General features: G+C 72.0%; 13 protein-coding genes. 7 read left to right on the top strand and 6 right to left on the bottom strand.

Annotated features, from left to right (window positions below; translation table 11 throughout):
- Window positions 1-346 precede the first annotated feature (346 nt).
- Window positions 347-892 carry a DoxX family membrane protein gene (locus tag I8N67_RS39060; RefSeq protein WP_200309046.1) on the bottom strand — a complete coding sequence of 182 codons (546 nt, stop codon included), beginning with the start codon at window positions 890-892 and terminating at the stop codon, window positions 347-349.
- A 187-nt stretch (window positions 893-1,079) separates the two neighbouring features.
- Between I8N67_RS39060 and I8N67_RS39055 the strand changes: the two genes are divergently transcribed.
- Together I8N67_RS39055 and I8N67_RS39050 are read left to right on the top strand one after the other, a co-directional pair.
- The gene (locus I8N67_RS39055; protein WP_200309045.1) at window positions 1,080-1,406 is read left to right on the top strand and encodes a nuclear transport factor 2 family protein; all 327 of its coding nucleotides are present in this window, start codon (window positions 1,080-1,082) and stop codon (window positions 1,404-1,406) included.
- A gap of 69 nt (window positions 1,407-1,475) precedes the next feature.
- Window positions 1,476-2,495: an aldo/keto reductase gene (locus I8N67_RS39050; RefSeq protein WP_200309044.1), complete on the top strand. Its 1,020-nt coding sequence runs from the start codon at window positions 1,476-1,478 to the stop codon at window positions 2,493-2,495.
- A gap of 51 nt (window positions 2,496-2,546) precedes the next feature.
- Here I8N67_RS39050 and I8N67_RS39045 read toward each other — a convergent pair whose 3' ends face one another.
- The 3 genes from I8N67_RS39045 to I8N67_RS39035 form a co-directional block, all read right to left on the bottom strand.
- Window positions 2,547-3,290 (bottom strand): ABC transporter ATP-binding protein, encoded by a 744-nt coding sequence (locus I8N67_RS39045; protein WP_200309043.1) that lies wholly within the window; start codon window positions 3,288-3,290, stop codon window positions 2,547-2,549.
- 32 nt (window positions 3,291-3,322) lie between these two features.
- Entirely contained in the window at window positions 3,323-4,789 is a 1,467-nt protein-coding gene (locus tag I8N67_RS39040) for an ABC transporter permease (protein ID WP_200309042.1), read from the bottom strand.
- A 569-nt stretch (window positions 4,790-5,358) separates the two neighbouring features.
- Window positions 5,359-6,201, bottom strand: a complete 843-nt coding sequence (locus I8N67_RS39035) for an SDR family oxidoreductase (protein WP_200309041.1) — start codon at window positions 6,199-6,201, stop codon at window positions 5,359-5,361.
- Window positions 6,202-6,408: 207 nt separating this feature from the next.
- On the opposite strand from I8N67_RS39035, the gene I8N67_RS39030 reads away from it, so the two are divergent.
- Window positions 6,409-8,076 carry an alkaline phosphatase D family protein gene (locus I8N67_RS39030; RefSeq protein WP_200309040.1) on the top strand — a complete coding sequence of 556 codons (1,668 nt, stop codon included), beginning with the start codon at window positions 6,409-6,411 and terminating at the stop codon, window positions 8,074-8,076.
- On the opposite strand, the gene I8N67_RS39025 is transcribed toward I8N67_RS39030, so the two are convergent.
- Complete coding sequence (locus I8N67_RS39025; RefSeq protein WP_234046988.1) at window positions 8,063-9,127, bottom strand: Gfo/Idh/MocA family protein; 1,065 nt, start codon at window positions 9,125-9,127, stop codon at window positions 8,063-8,065. The two genes, I8N67_RS39030 and I8N67_RS39025, sit on opposite strands and share 14 nt — an antisense overlap.
- Before the next feature lie 99 nt (window positions 9,128-9,226).
- Here I8N67_RS39025 and I8N67_RS39020 point away from each other — a divergent pair, with 99 nt between their 5' ends.
- Complete coding sequence (locus I8N67_RS39020; protein ID WP_200309038.1) at window positions 9,227-10,588, top strand: multidrug effflux MFS transporter; 1,362 nt, start codon at window positions 9,227-9,229, stop codon at window positions 10,586-10,588.
- Window positions 10,540-11,718, top strand: a complete 1,179-nt coding sequence (locus I8N67_RS39015) for a serine hydrolase domain-containing protein (protein WP_200309037.1) — start codon at window positions 10,540-10,542, stop codon at window positions 11,716-11,718. Before I8N67_RS39020 ends, I8N67_RS39015 begins: the two co-directional genes overlap by 49 nt.
- A gap of 87 nt (window positions 11,719-11,805) precedes the next feature.
- Here I8N67_RS39015 and I8N67_RS39010 read toward each other — a convergent pair whose 3' ends face one another.
- On the bottom strand, window positions 11,806-12,063 hold the full coding sequence (locus tag I8N67_RS39010; protein WP_234046986.1) for a hypothetical protein: 258 nt from the start codon (window positions 12,061-12,063) through the stop codon (window positions 11,806-11,808).
- Between the two features lie 316 nt (window positions 12,064-12,379).
- On the opposite strand from I8N67_RS39010, the gene I8N67_RS39005 reads away from it, so the two are divergent.
- Together I8N67_RS39005 and I8N67_RS39000 are read left to right on the top strand one after the other, a co-directional pair.
- Window positions 12,380-12,943 (top strand): dihydrofolate reductase family protein, encoded by a 564-nt coding sequence (locus tag I8N67_RS39005; RefSeq protein WP_200309036.1) that lies wholly within the window; start codon window positions 12,380-12,382, stop codon window positions 12,941-12,943.
- 241 nt (window positions 12,944-13,184) lie between these two features.
- Entirely contained in the window at window positions 13,185-14,198 is a 1,014-nt protein-coding gene (locus I8N67_RS39000; protein ID WP_200309035.1) for a small ribosomal subunit Rsm22 family protein, read from the top strand.
- Window positions 14,199-14,341: the final 143 nt, after the last annotated feature.

The raw sequence follows: 14,341 nt of genomic DNA, 5'->3' as shown, positions 1-14,341 counted from the left end.
CACCAGCGCAGCCTCGCCCAACTGCTCCCCGGTCACCGCATCCACACCCCGCAGCGCACGGGCACAGGCGGCAGCGACCTGCTGCGCCTCCCCCGCACCCAGCTCCACCCTCCGCCGCACCCCGCCACCCCCTCACACGCCCCGAAGCCCCGACCATCACCTCAACGACCGAACCCCCATGCGGGTTACGCACTCCCGTACGCCCCACCAGCCCCGCACCCAAGACCCAGGAGAACCCAGGATCCCCAGGCCAATCGGTCAACTGCTAAACACCCTGCCATGCCCCTATGACAGCGCCGGTTCACGCCCTACGACAGCGACGGCTCACGCGCTTGGGCAGGCACGCTCACTCCTCGAACAACGCCTCCTGCTCGCCCTCCTTCTCCTTGCGCAGCCGCTGGTTCCGCGTCCCCACGACCACCGCCGTGACCGCGGCCGCACCGGCGAACGCCGCCGGAACCATCCAGCCCCGGTCGACGACATGGCGGAACACGTGGTCGAGGGAGAGCCGGCCGGGTCCGGAGATCGCGAGGCCCGCGGCGGCGAGGCCCAGGGTCGCGGCGTACTCGTAGCCGCCGCCCGCGTTGAAGAAGCCGTTGGGGGTGTGCACCGCGGCCGCGCCCGCCATGGCGCCCGCCGCGGCGGCACCGGCCCCGGGCGTACCGAGCCCGAGCGCGAGCAGCGTGCCGCCGCCCGTCTCGGCCAGCCCGGACGCGGTGGCGCTCGCCTTGCCGGGGCGGTAGCCGACGGACTCCATGAACTTGCCGGTGCCCTCGATCCCGCCCCCGCCGAACCAGCCGAACAGCTTCTGCGTCCCGTGCGCGGCCAACACCCCTCCCGTGCCCAGGCGGAGCAGCAGCAGTCCCAGATCGCGTCGGTCGAATGAGGTCACGGTGGCTCCCGAAGCAGACGGTACGGTCGGGCGGTCCCCTCCCGCGTATCCACCGTCGCACCGATCACACCCGCCCGAACCGCTCACGCGACCGTTCGGGTGGCGCCGTACGCGGGCCGCGCCCCCGGTGGCGGCGCGGGCCGCGCCCCCGGTGGCGTACCCCCGTCAACGGTGTGAGGCTGCCGCCATGACGATCGCACCAGCCAAACTCAGTGACCCGGCCGTCCGGGCCTTCGTCAACGCGGTGAACGCGCACGACCGTGACGCCTTCGTGGCGCTCCTCGCCCCCGACGCGACCATGTCGGACGACGGTTCCGACCGCGACCTCGACGACTGGACCGACCGGGAGATCTTCTCCTCCCACGGCCATATCGAGGTCCATCGCGAGACCGCCGGGGGCCGCGCCCTCGTCGCCAACTACCGCAACGACACCTGGGGCGAGATGCGCACCGCCTGGCGCTTCACCGTGTCGGAGGACGGCAGGATCTCCCGTTTCGAGACCGGCCAGGCCTGAGGTCGGTCCCGGTACGTCGACCGCCAGGGCTTGCCCTCGTGTGCACTCCAACTCCTAACGTCCTCGGACATGGAGACGAACACGCACGCGAAGTCACACCCGGACACGTACACCAGGCCCCTCGGCCGCAGCGGCATCCAGGTCAGCGCCCTCGGCTTCGGCTGCTGGGCGATCGGCGGCGAGTGGCGGCGGCCCGACGGACAGCCGCTCGGCTGGGGCAAGGTGGACGACGAGGAATCCGTACGGGCGGTCCACCGCGCCCTCGACCTCGGCGTCACCTTCTTCGACACGGCCGACGCGTACGGCACCGGCCACAGCGAGCGCGTGCTCGGCCGGGCCCTCGGCAAGCGGCGCGCGGACGTCGTCGTGGCCACCAAGTGGGGCAACATCTTCGACGAGCGCACCCGCGTCGCCGACGGCCAGGACGACACCCCGGCGCACGCCCGCCGCGCCCTCACCGCCTCCCTCGACCGCCTCGGCACCGACCACGTCGACCTGTACCAGCTGCACATCTCCGACGCCGACCCCGAGCGCGCGGCCGAACTCCGCGACACCTGCGAGGAGTTCGTACGGGAGGGCCTGATCCGGGCGTACGCGTGGAGCACCGACGACCCGGAGCGTGCCGCCGTGTTCGCCGAGGGGCCGCACTGCACGGCCGTGCAGCATCGGCTGAACATCCTCCAGGACGCGCCCGAACTCCTCGCGCTGTGCGAGGAGTCGGACCTCGCGAGCGTCAACCGCAGCCCCCTCGCCATGGGGCTGCTCACCGGCAAGCACACCGCCGGGCGCGCCCTGGAGGCCGGGGACATCCGCAGCACCCCGCCCGCCTGGCTGCCGGGCTTCACCGCGGACGCCGGCGCCGACCCGGAGTGGCTCGGCCGGGTCGAGGCGCTGCGCGAGATCCTCACCAGCGAGGGCCGTACGCTCGCGCAGGGCGCCCTCGCCTGGATCTGGGCCCGCAGCCCGCGTACCGTCCCCATCCCCGGCTTCCGTACCGTCGCCCAGGCCGAGGAGAACGCGGGCGCCCTCGCGAAAGGGCCGCTCACCGCGGACCAGGTGGCCGAGGTCGACCGGATCCTGGGGCGGTGAACGGCCCGTACGGCGGGGACAGCGGGGGCGGGGACAGCGGGGGCGGGGACCTCAGCCCGCGTACTGCGCCTGCTCCTGCTCCTGCTCCTGTGCCTGCTCCTGCTCCTGTGCCTGCTCCTGTGCCTGCTCCGTCAGCGTCAGCCTCCCGGCCTTGATGGTGGCGAGCCGCGGCGCCCGCCTGGCGATCGACGAGTCGTGCGTGACCAGGATGAACGTGACGCCCAGTTCACGCCAGAGCCCTTCGAGGAGGGCCATGATCTCGTCGCGGGTGCCCTCGTCGAGGTTGCCGGTCGGCTCGTCCGCGAGGAGCACCTTCGGCTTCTTGACCAGGGCGCGGGCGATGGCGACCCGCTGCTGCTGACCGCCCGACAGCTCGGACGGGGCGTGCGTGAGGCGCTCGCCGAGGCCCACCGAGCGCAGCGCCTCGGCGGCCCGCTCGCGCCGCTCGGCCGGCTTCACGCCGAGCGGGACGAGCGCGGTCTCGACGTTCTCCTGCGCGGTGAGTGTCGGGATGAGGTTGAACGCCTGGAAGATGATGCCGATCTTCTCGGCGCGCAGCCGGGTCAGCTTGGCCTCGCTGATGGAGGAGAGGTCCACGCCGTCCAGCTCGACACTGCCCTCGGAGGGGCGGTCCAGGCCGCCGATCATCTGCAGGAGGGTGGACTTGCCGCCACCCGTGGGGCCCTGGATGACGAGCTGGTCGCCGTCCTCGATGACGAGGTCGATGTCGCGCAGCGCCTCCACCGTCTCCTTGCCCCGCTGGTAGCGCTTGGTGACGCCGGTGAGCTTGTACATGGTTGTCCTTCGGGAGGTTGAGGGCCGGCGGGCTACGACACGCTGCGGAGCGCGTCCGCGGGCCGCATCCGGGAGGCGCGCCAGCCGCCCATGGCCCCGGCGATCAGACCGCCGGCGATGGCGAGGCCCGCCGCGAGCGCGATGGTGGACAGGGAGACGGGTGCGGACAGCGCGATCTCCAGGGCGTTGGAGCTCTGCTGACCGGGGGCGCCGCCACCGCCGGGGCCGCCACCCATGCCGCCGGTGTTGCCCAGCTCCGCCTTGAGGGTCGGGCTGATCGCGGTCACGGTGTACGCGGCGGCCAGGCCGAGCCCGATGCCGAGGGCGCCGCCGAGCAGCCCGTTGACGATGGACTCGCCGACGACCTGCCGGGTGACCTTGCGGCTGGGCCAGCCGAGCGCCTTCAGCGTGCCGAACTCGCGCACCCGGCGGGAGACGGCCGAGGAGGTGAGCAGCGCGGCCACCAGGAACGCGGCGGCGAGCACGGCGATGGACAGCCACTTGCCGACGCTGGTCGCGAGGTTCGAGGCGGTGGTCAGCGAGCCGGAGACGGTCTCGGCGAGGTCGGCGGAGGTGGTCACCGTCGTCCCCGAGATGTTCTTCTGGATGGTCGCCTTGACGGCGTCGATCTGCTGCGAGTCGGTCGCCTTGACGTAGATCGTGGTGACGGTGTTCTTCGCGTCGCCGAGGGTCTGTGCCTGCTTGAGCGGCAGGTAGACATCGGTGGTCGACTCACTGGTGTCGGGCGTCGCGATACCGATGATCTTGTACTTGGTGTCGGAGATCTTGATGGTCTCGCCGACCGTGTACTCGTTCTCCGTGGCGTACGACTTGCTGAGCACCGCGACCTTCGCGTCGGTCTGCGACGCCGTGAAGGTCTTGCCCTTGGTGATCTTCGAGGTGGCGAGCGGGCCGAGGTCCTGGTCGGTGACGTCGACACCGGCGACGGCGTAGTTGTTCACACCGAAGGAGGCGCCGCCGCCCTCGACGCGGGGCTGGCTGGTGCCGCCGCCCCCGGTGGCGGTGCCGCCGGGGGCGCCCTGACCCTGCTGGGCGGACGAGGAGTCGTCGCTCTGCGCCTCGCCCTGGGTGAAGGAGCCGTCGACCTTGATGACGTTGAGGCTGAGCGCGCCCACGGCCTCGGAGACACCGTCCTGCTCGGCCACCTTGGCGACGAGCGAGGACTTCAGGGTCTGTCCGCCCTGGGTCATCACCCGGTCCGAACTCTGCTCGTCGTCGTCCGCGCTGGCGTCGAACTCGAATCTCTGCCCGCCGCCCTGTTCGTCGTCCCCGGACGGCGCATCTCTGGCCTTGGTGACCGTCATGTCGGTGCCGAGCCCGTAGAGCGACTGAAGGACCTTGTCCTGCGCCTGCCGCATCCCCGCCGAGACCGAAGTGACGGTGATGACCAGCGCGATTCCGAGCGCCAGACCCATCGCGATGACCAGAGCCGCCTTCTTGCGCCGGCTCAGCTCTCGCTTGAGATAGATGCCAAACATCCCGTTCCCCAAAGGTTCTTGGCGCCCGCTGTGGGCGCGGTCACAAGCTAGGGAGAAACCTTTGAGGGGTCCTGAACAAGGAATGTGTAAGGCCTGAGAAATAAGGACCTTGCATCAGATTTCCATAAGACAGCCAATTCCTAAGCTGCCGAGGGGCTATTGCCAGGAATTTCCGATGGGATGCGGTCAGGAGAAGAGATGAGCGGCGGGCAGTCGTCCCGCGGCCCGGTGCTTACCTCGCGGTCCCACGCGAGGTCCGCCCCCATCCGGGCCGCGGGACGGCTGCCACCTCCCCCCCTCGGGGTGGCCGGCGGAAGCCATCGCCTCCAAGTGTGAAGCTCTCGTGGAGACGGGACCTGAGCATATGCCTGCCACGTGCTCGAATGGTCCGGAGGGGCTTCCTCCGTTTGTGCAAGTTGAGTCATGGACGAGTGCCGCCCACACCGGCCGGGCCTGGTCCCGACCGCTCTCGCCGCCGGTCCCGACCGCTCTCGCCGCCGGTCCCGACCGCTCTCGCCGCCGGTCCGGGCCGCCTCCGCCGCAGGTTTCGACCGCCCCCGCCGGGGATCTCAGCCCCGCCCCACATACGGCATCGTCGTCGCCAGCACCGTCGCGAACTGCACATTCGCCTCCAGTGGCAGCTCGGCCATGTGCCGCACGGTGCGGGCCACATCGGTCACGTCCATCACCGGCTCGGGCAAGAGTTGGCCATTCGCCTGGAGGACTCCGTCGCGCATTCGCTCCGTCATGTCCGTCGCCGCGTTGCCGATGTCGATCTGGCCGACCGCGATGCCGTACGGCCGCCCGTCCAGGGAGAGTGACTTGGTCAGGCCCGTCAGGGCGTGCTTGGTCGCGGTGTAGGCGACGGAGTGCGGCCGGGGCGTGTGGGCGGAGATGGAGCCGTTGTTGATGATCCGGCCGCCCCGCGGGTCCTGCTCCTTCATCTGCCGGTACGCCGCCTGCGCGCACAGGAACGCCCCGTTGAGGTTGGTGTCCACCACATGCCGCCAGGCCGCGTAGTCCAGCTCCTCCACCGGGACCCCGCCGGGGCCGAACGTGCCCGCGTTGTTGAACAGCAGGTCCAGCCGCCCGAACCGCTCACGCACGGCGGTGAAGAGCGCGGCCACCTCGTCGGGCCGTGAGACGTCGGTACGGACGCACAGGGCCTCCGTCTGCGATGCGCCGGCCTCGGCCGCGGTCTCGGCCTCGGCCGCGGTCTCGGCCTCGGCCGCGGTCTCGGCCTCGGCCGCGGCCGCGGTCTCGGCCTCGGCCGCGGTCTCGGTGAGCTTCTCCTCGCGGCGGCCCGCCAGCGCCACCGACCAGCCGGTGCGCAGCAACTCCACGGCCACGGCACGGCCGATGCCGGAGCCCGCACCTGTCACGATCGCGATCTTGGTTCCGTTGGCGTTCATGACCTCGCAGCGTAGGGGAGGGCTCGCGCCCGGCCGAGTGGAAGGGGCCGCGCGCCGCTGGGCGGAAAGGGCCCGCGCGCCACCGAGCGGAAAGGGCCCGCCATCCGGAACTCATCCGTCCGCCACCTGGCTGTTGTGTACGTGACAGAAGATCGTCGACCCTGGCCACTCCAATGCCAAGTACAACAACCGTCAGGGGAGCGCCAGATGACACCCGCAGCCCACAGGCCGACGCAGTCCCGCTCGTCGCACTCGCCCGAACTACGGGCCGCCGCCCGGCACTTCGACCGCCGCCGCTTCCTCACCGTCACGGGAGCGGCCGCCGCGCTCGCCTTCGCCACCAACCTCCCCGCGGCCGGCGCCGCGGCCGCCGCCCCGCTCGACGCGCGGCGCGTCACCGAGGACCCCTTCACCCTCGGTGTGGCCTCCGGCGACCCGCTGCCCGCCTCCGTGCTGCTGTGGACCCGGCTCGCCCCGGCCCCGTACCAGCCCGACGGCGGACTGCCCGCCGAACGCGTCGCCGTGCGATGGGAACTGGCCCGCGACGAGAGCTTCCGACGGATCGTCAGACGTGGCACCGCCACCGCCCACCCCGAGTTCCACCACACCGTCCACGTGGAGGTCGGCTACCTCGACCCCGGGCGCGTCTACTACTACCGCTTCCGCACCGGCACCTGGATCAGCGAGACCGGCCGTACCCGCACCGCCCCCGGCCGCGCCGACCTGACCGGAAACTCCGCCGCCCTCTCCTTCGCGGCCGTCTCCTGCCAGCGCTACGACCAGGGTCACTACACCGCCTACCGGCACCTGGCGGGCGAGGACATCGATGTCGTCTTCCATCTCGGGGACTACCTCTACGAGTACGCCGTGAACTCCGTCGGCGGCGCCCGCGGCTACACCGACCGCGTCCTGCCCGACCTCTTCAACCACGAGACGGTCACCCTGGAGGACTACCGTCTGCGGTACGCCCTCTGCAAGACCGACGCCGACCTGCGAGCCGCGCACGCCGCGCACCCGTTCGTCGTCACCTGGGACGACCACGAGACCGAGAACAACTACGCGGGCGACCTCCCCGACGGAAGCGACGTACCGAGCGAGGAGTTCCTGCTGCGCCGCGCCGCCGCCTACCGCGCGTACTGGGAGAACCAGCCGCTGCGCAGCCCCCAGCGGCCCGACGGCGCCGGCATGAAGCTCTACCGCCGCTTCAACTGGGGCCGCCTCGCCCAGTTCGACATACTCGACACCCGCCAGTACCGCTCCAACCAGGCGCAGGGCGACGGCTGGCAGATCCCAGGACCGGAGTCCGCCGACCCCGCGCGCACGATAACGGGCGCCACCCAGGAACGCTGGCTCCTCGACGGCTGGGCCAAGTCCGACGCGGTCTGGAACGTCGTCCCCCAGCAGGTCACCTTCTCCCAGCGCCGCAACGCCGTCGGCGACGACTACAAGGTCTCCATGGACTCCTGGGACGGCTACGCCGCCTCCCGCGAGCGGCTCCTCGCCGGCGCGGACGCGGCCGGCATCCAGAACCTGATGGTCCTCACCGGCGACGTCCACGTCGGCTACGCCTTCGACATCAAGCGCGACTTCGACGACCGCTCCTCCCGCACCGTCGGCACGGAACTCGTCGCCACCTCCGTCACCAGCGGCGGCAACGGCTCCGACAAGCCCGCCAACTGGGACACCTACATGACCGCCAACCCCCACCTGCGCTTCTACAACGGCCGCCGCGGCTATACGACCGTGGAGCTCGGCCGGAAGTCGGCGCGCGCCGACTTCAAGGCCGTGCCGTACGTGACGACGACGGGGGCGGGGATCTCGACGGTGGCGTCCTTCGTGACGGAGGCGGGGAAGCCGGGGCTCACGCCGGCGTAGCCGCCGGTTCACCGCCGCCCCGGCGGCCGGTCTCGGGGCCGGTCTCACGGTCGGCCTCGCCCGGATAGCGGACCCCGATGCGATCCCGGATCGCGTCGAGGGTCCGCATCACGGCGAGGGTGCCGTCGAGCGGGACGAGGGAGGACTCGGTCTCGCCGGCGCGCAGGGCCCGCATGACCTCGGTGGCCTCGTGGCGGAGGCTGTTGCGGGCGCCGTCGGCCGGGTCCGCGGTGAACGTCTCCGGTTCGCGGCCGTCCCGGTGGAGGACGAAGTGGTCCGGGAAGAAGAAGCCGTGCGGGATGTCGATACGGCCCGCGGAGCCGGTGACGGAGGCGGAGGTGGCCGTACCGCCGACGATGGAGCAGTGCACCGAAGCGATAGCACCGCTCTCCCATGAGAGCAGTGCTCCCGTCTGGAGGTCGACGCCCTCGTCGGAGAGCACCGCTCTCCCCGTGACGTCCGACGGCTCCCCGAGCAGCAACTGCGCGAAGGAGACCGGATACACGCCGAGGTCGAGCAGCGCGCCCCCGCCCTGCGCCGGATCCCGCAGCCGGTGCGAGGGCGGGAAGGGCCCCGCGAGCCCGAAGTCGGCCTGCACGGTCCGCACTTCACCGATCGCGCCGTCCCGCACCAGCCCGGCGAGGCGCCGGACCAGCGGATTGCAGTACATCCACATGGCCTCCATCAGGAACCGCCCGCGCCCCCGCGCCAGCGCGACCAGCTCCTCCGCCTCCCGCACGTTCAGCGTGAACGCCTTCTCGCAGAGCACACCCCGCCCCGCCTCCAGGCACATCCCGGCGGCGACCCGGTGCGCCGAGTGCGGAGTGGCGACGTACACCACATCCACGTCCTCGTCCTCGGCGAGCGCGCGCCAGTCGCCGTACGCCCTCGGTATCCCGAACCGCTCCGCGAAGACCTTCGCCGTGTCCTCGCTGCGCGAGGCCACCGCCACCACCTCGGCGTCCGGCAGGTCGACGAGGTCGGCCGTGAAGGCCGCGGCGATCCCTCCGGTCGCCAGGATCCCCCACCGCACACGTCCGTCGTTCGACATCGCCACCCCTGTTCTCGGCTCCGGGGCGGACTTGTGACCCCGCCCACGTCGTACGAGCTGAGAGCATAGGTGGCGGACCGAACGGAGAGGGAGGGGCACATGCCCGAGGGGCACATACCGGGCTCGGCGTCGGCCGAGTCGAACACCGTGGCGCCGGCGGCGGCACCGCGAACGCCGAAGCCGCCGAAGTCGCCGAAGCCGTCGAAGCGACCGAAGTCGCCGAAGCCGGGCCCCACCGCCCTCCGCCGCACCGGCCTCCTCGTCACCCTCATCCTCGGCGGACTGACCGCCACCCCACCCCTCGCGATGGACATGTACCTCCCGGCCCTCCCGGAGGTCACCAACTCGCTGCACGCCCCCGCCACCACGGTCCAGCTGACCATCACCGCCTGCCTCGCCGGCATGGCGCTCGGCCAGTTGCTGATCGGCCCGATGAGCGACCGCTGGGGCCGTAAGCGCCCCCTGCTCCTCGGCCTGGCCGTGTACATCCTGGCCACCGCCCTGTGCGCCCTCGCCCCCACCGTCGAGACCCTGATCGCCCTGCGGCTCGTCCAGGGCCTCGCCGGCTCGGCCGGCATCGTGATCGCCCGGGCCGTGGTGCGCGACCTGTACGACGGCGACGCGATGGCCCGCTTCTTCTCCACCCTCATGCTGGTCTCCGGAGTGGCCCCGATCGTCGCGCCGCTGATCGGCGGCCAGATCCTGCGGACCACGGACTGGCGGGGCGTCTTCGTCCTCCTGACCGTCATCGGCGTCGCCCTGCTGGCGGTCGTCTGGGCGCGGCTCCCCGAGACGCTGCCGCCCGCCGAGCGCCACAGCGGCGGCATCGGCGAGACCCTGGGCGCGATGCGCGCTCTGCTCACCGACCGGATCTTCATGGGCTACGTGCTCGCCGGCGGCTTCGCCTTCGCCGCCCTCTTCGCGTACATCAGCGCCTCCCCGTTCGTGATCCAGGAGATCTACGGCGCCTCCCCGCAGACGTTCAGCCTGCTCTTCGGCGTCAACTCCGTCGGCCTCGTCATCGTCGGCCAGATCAACGGCAAGATCCTGGTCGGCCGGGTGAGCCTGGACAAGGTGTTCGCGGTGGGCCTCGCGATCGTCGCCCTGTCCGCGACGGCGCTGCTGCTGATGTCCCTGGGCGTCTTCGGCGAGGTGGGCCTGACCCCGGTGTCGGCGGCCCTCTTCGTCCTGATGTCCGCGATGGGCGTCACCCTCCCCAACACCCAGGCCCTCGCCCTGCTGCGGGTGCGCCACGCGGCGGGTTCCGGGTCGGCCCTGCTGGGTACCTCGTCCTTCCTGATCGGCGCGATAGCGTCCCCTCTGGTCGGCATCGCGGGCGAGGACACCGCCGTTCCCATGGCCGTCGTCCAACTGGCCGCGACACTGGTGGCCGCGACCTGCTTCGTGACACTGTGCCGTCCTTGGAACAGGCGTACGAAAGTGGAGGGAGCGGAGAGCTGAGCGCGCCGAGACTGCGCACGGACACCCCGGAACGGGCCGGACTCGACCCCGAGGAACTGCGCCATCTCGCGGAAGAGGTGCGCGCGCTGACGGAAGGGGACCGCCCCCTGACCCCCGCCGCCGTCGTCCTCGCCGGACGCGGCCCCGTCATCGCCGTGGAGGAGGCGGCGGGCTGGGCGGTCCGCTACGAGGCCTACGACGAGGCCGCCGACCGGGGAGTGGAACTGCCGCCCGCATCCCGCGTCCCGGCGACGCCGGGCACCCCCTTCGACCTCGCCTCCCTCACCAAGCTGTTCACCGCCGTGGCCGCGGTCCAGCAACTGGAGCGCGGCACCCTCGGCATCGACGCGAGGGTGGCGGCGTACCTCCCGGACTTCACCGGCGCCGCCGAACACGGCCTGACCATAAGGCACTTGCTCACCCACACCTCGGGCCTGCGCCCCGAACTCCCGCTCTACGACTGCCCGTCCCCGGCCGCCCGCCTGGCGATGCTCCGCGCGGAGGCACCCGCGGCCCCGCCCGGCACGGCGTACGCCTACTCCGACCTGAACCTCCTGCTCCTCCAGCACGTCCTGGAACGTCTGACGGGCCGGGGGCTCGACACCCTCATCCGCGACGGCATCACCCACCCCCTGGGCATGACGGCCACGGGCTTCGGCCCCTACCCGGCCGCGGCGGCCACCGAGGACCAGCGCCGCCCCTGGGCCAAGGCCGACCGAGGCATGGTCCGGGGCGACGTCCACGACGAGAACGCCTGGTCCCTCGGCGGTGTGGCCGGCCATGCGGGCCTCTTCTCCACCGCCCGCGACCTGGCCGTCTTCTGCCGCGCCCTCCTCGCCGGCGGCTCCTACGGCCCCGCCCGCATCCTCGGCCCCGACTTCGTCGAACTGATGCTCACCCCGCCCGGCCTCGGCTTCGCCCTCGACCAGCGCTGGTTCATGGGGGAGTTGGCGGGCCGGGGCGCGGCCGGCCACACCGGCTTCACGGGTACGTCGCTGATCCTCGACCAGGCCACGGACACGTTCATGGTGCTGCTCACGAACGCGGTGCACCCCCGCCGTCGGGACCCGATCAACGCGGCCAGGGCGGCGGCGGGTACCCGGGTCGCGCGGGCGGTGCGTGGGATGTGAGCAGCTCCGCCAGCCGGTCCACGAACGCGGTGAGCCAGTCCCGGCGCGGCCCGCTCCGGGCGACCCGGGGTGCCGGTATGAACGCTGTCACCAGCCGCAAACACGGGCGGCTTCGCGCCCCGGCGGGCGGGCCCGGTCGGCGCCGGTTCGCCGGCGAGCATCCCCCCACGTCGTCAGCGAGATCCGGTAGATCCGCGCGGAGGACTTCGCGATGCTCGCACCGGTGAGGTACCGCTCGACCGCCGCGGTGTACGACGAGGGCGGGGCGGACAGGGGCACCACCCGGGCGCGCGGCAGCCGGAGCGCGCCCCCGCTTCCGAGTTCGGTCACCGGTTCGATCGCCACGCTCGCCCCGCCCTTCCGGCACTGCCGCAGTAATCCGGTATTTACTGCTGCGGCAGTCGCGAACGGGCCACCCTGCACATCCTTCCGGCCAATGCGGCGAGGGCCTGGTCGAGGCCGGGGCGGGCACGGTTGGTGCCCGTGAGGCCGTGGTCGAGGTAGATCCGCTCCGGGGAATAGGTGTACGTCGGAGGTTCCGTTCCGTACGCGGCATCCGCTTGGTGTGGTGGTCAACCGGCCCTCGGTGTGGCCTGACCGATGATTTTTCCGAGCCGTGCCGGTCTGTACGCCGAATACCGACTCACGGGAGGCTGACGCCATGCGGAAACTGACCTTTGGCATGAACCTGAGCCTGGACGGCTACATCGCCGCGCCCGGCGACGACCTCGGCTGGAGCGTGCCGAGCGACGAGCTGTTCCAGTGGTGGTCCGACCGGGTGGACGCGACGGGCCTGGCGCTGTACGGGCGCAAGCTGTGGGAGACGATGAGCTCCCACTGGCCGACCGCCGACAAGCAGCCGGGTGCCACACCGGCGGCGATCGAGTATGCCGGCCGCTGGCGGGACATGCCGAAGGTGGTGTTCTCCTCTACGACCAGCACGGTCGACTGGAACACCCGCCTGGTCACCGGCGACGCGGTCACCGAGATCACCAGGCTCAAGGCCGACGACGGCGGCCCCATGGACATCTGCGGTGCCACACTCGCCGCGGCGGCCATGCGGGCCGGGCTGATCGACGAGTACGCGACCGTCACCCATCCGGTCCTGGTGGGCGGCGGCACGCCGTTCTTCACAGCCCTGGACAACTGGGTGAACCTGACCCTGGTGGAGACCCGGACGTTTCCCGGCGGCGTGGTCCTGACCAGGTACGAGACCAAGCGCTGAGCGCTCGACGTCGGATCGGCGCGGGCTTCGGGCGCGGGACGATCATCCCGACACCCCCGTGCGCGACCGGGCCGTCCGGCTCGCACCCCCACCGGCCCATCAACTCCTCGACGATTCCCGGCAGTTCGGCGAGCCACGTCTTCCCTGGGCTCGCCCTCCCGCTCGACCGTGCTCCGCGCGAACGCGTCGGGTACCTCGACCATCCGGGCACCCTACGTTCCACCTCTCGTAGAATCACGCCGTGAACGCCCCCGCTCCCGCCTCCCCGGCCGACACCCTCCGCACCGCCCTCGCCGGCCTCCTCGACGGGCTCCCGCCGAAGTCGGCCGCACAGGCGGTGGAGCGGCTGATCGCGAACTATCGGGGGCGGACGCCGACGGACGCCCCGGTGCTGCGGGACCGGTCGGACGTGGTCGCGTACGCGGCGTACCGGATGCCGGCGACGTTCGAGGCGGTGTGCTCGGCGCTCGACGCGTTCGCGGCGGCGGTGCCCGAGTGGGTGCCCGGCGGTCATGTCGACGTCGGTGGCGGTACGGGCGCGGCGACCTGGGCGGTGAACGCGACCTGGGAGGGCGGACGGCCGGTGACGGTGCTCGACTGGGCGGAGCCGGCGCTGGCGCTCGGGCGGGAGATCGCCGCGGCCAGCCCGGAGCTGAGGACCGCCGAGTGGCGGCGCTCTCGTATCGGATCGGCGCTCACTGTCGAGAGCACTGATCTCGTCACCATCGCCTACGTCCTGGGCGAGCTGACCCCCGCCGACCGCACGGCCGTCGTGACGGCGGCCGCGACCGCCGCCCAGGCCGTCGTGATCATCGAACCCGGCACCCCCGACGGCTACACCCGCGTCATCGAGGCCCGCGACCGCCTCGTCGCCGCCGGCTTCCACATCGCCGCCCCCTGCCCGCACAGCGCCGCCTGCCCCATCGTGCCCGGCCAGGACTGGTGCCACTTCTCCGCCCGGGTCAGCCGTTCCTCCCTCCACCGCCAGGTCAAGGGCGGCTCCCTCGCCTACGAGGACGAGAAGTTCAGCTACGTGGCCGCCACCCGCTTTCCCCCGACCCCGGCCCCCTCCCGAGTCGTACGCAAACCACAGATCCGCAAGGGCCAGGTCCTCCTCGACCTCTGCGAGTCCGAGCCCGGCCTCAGCCGGACCACGGTCACCAAGCGCCACGGCCTCCTCTACAAGGCGGCGAGGGACGCGGAGTGGGGCGACACCTGGCCGCCGGCCGGGGACGACGACGCAGCGCGGGCCTGAAGGGGGTGAGTCGGGGTCCGAGGGGAAGGCGGTCGGGCCCGACGGCCCGGATGCCGCCCCGAGGCGAGACGCCGCGGCAGCCGCCCGCTTCCCGGGCTGCCCGCCCCGAAAACCACTTGCGGTACCCGCGCGCTCTCCGGCTA

The sequence above is a fragment of the Streptomyces adelaidensis genome (assembly GCF_016598475.1).
GTDB classification, from domain to species: domain Bacteria; phylum Actinomycetota; class Actinomycetes; order Streptomycetales; family Streptomycetaceae; genus Streptomyces; species Streptomyces adelaidensis.
The sequence above is the reverse complement of the archived record's forward strand: the minus strand, read 5'-3'. Positions and strand labels throughout refer to the sequence as shown.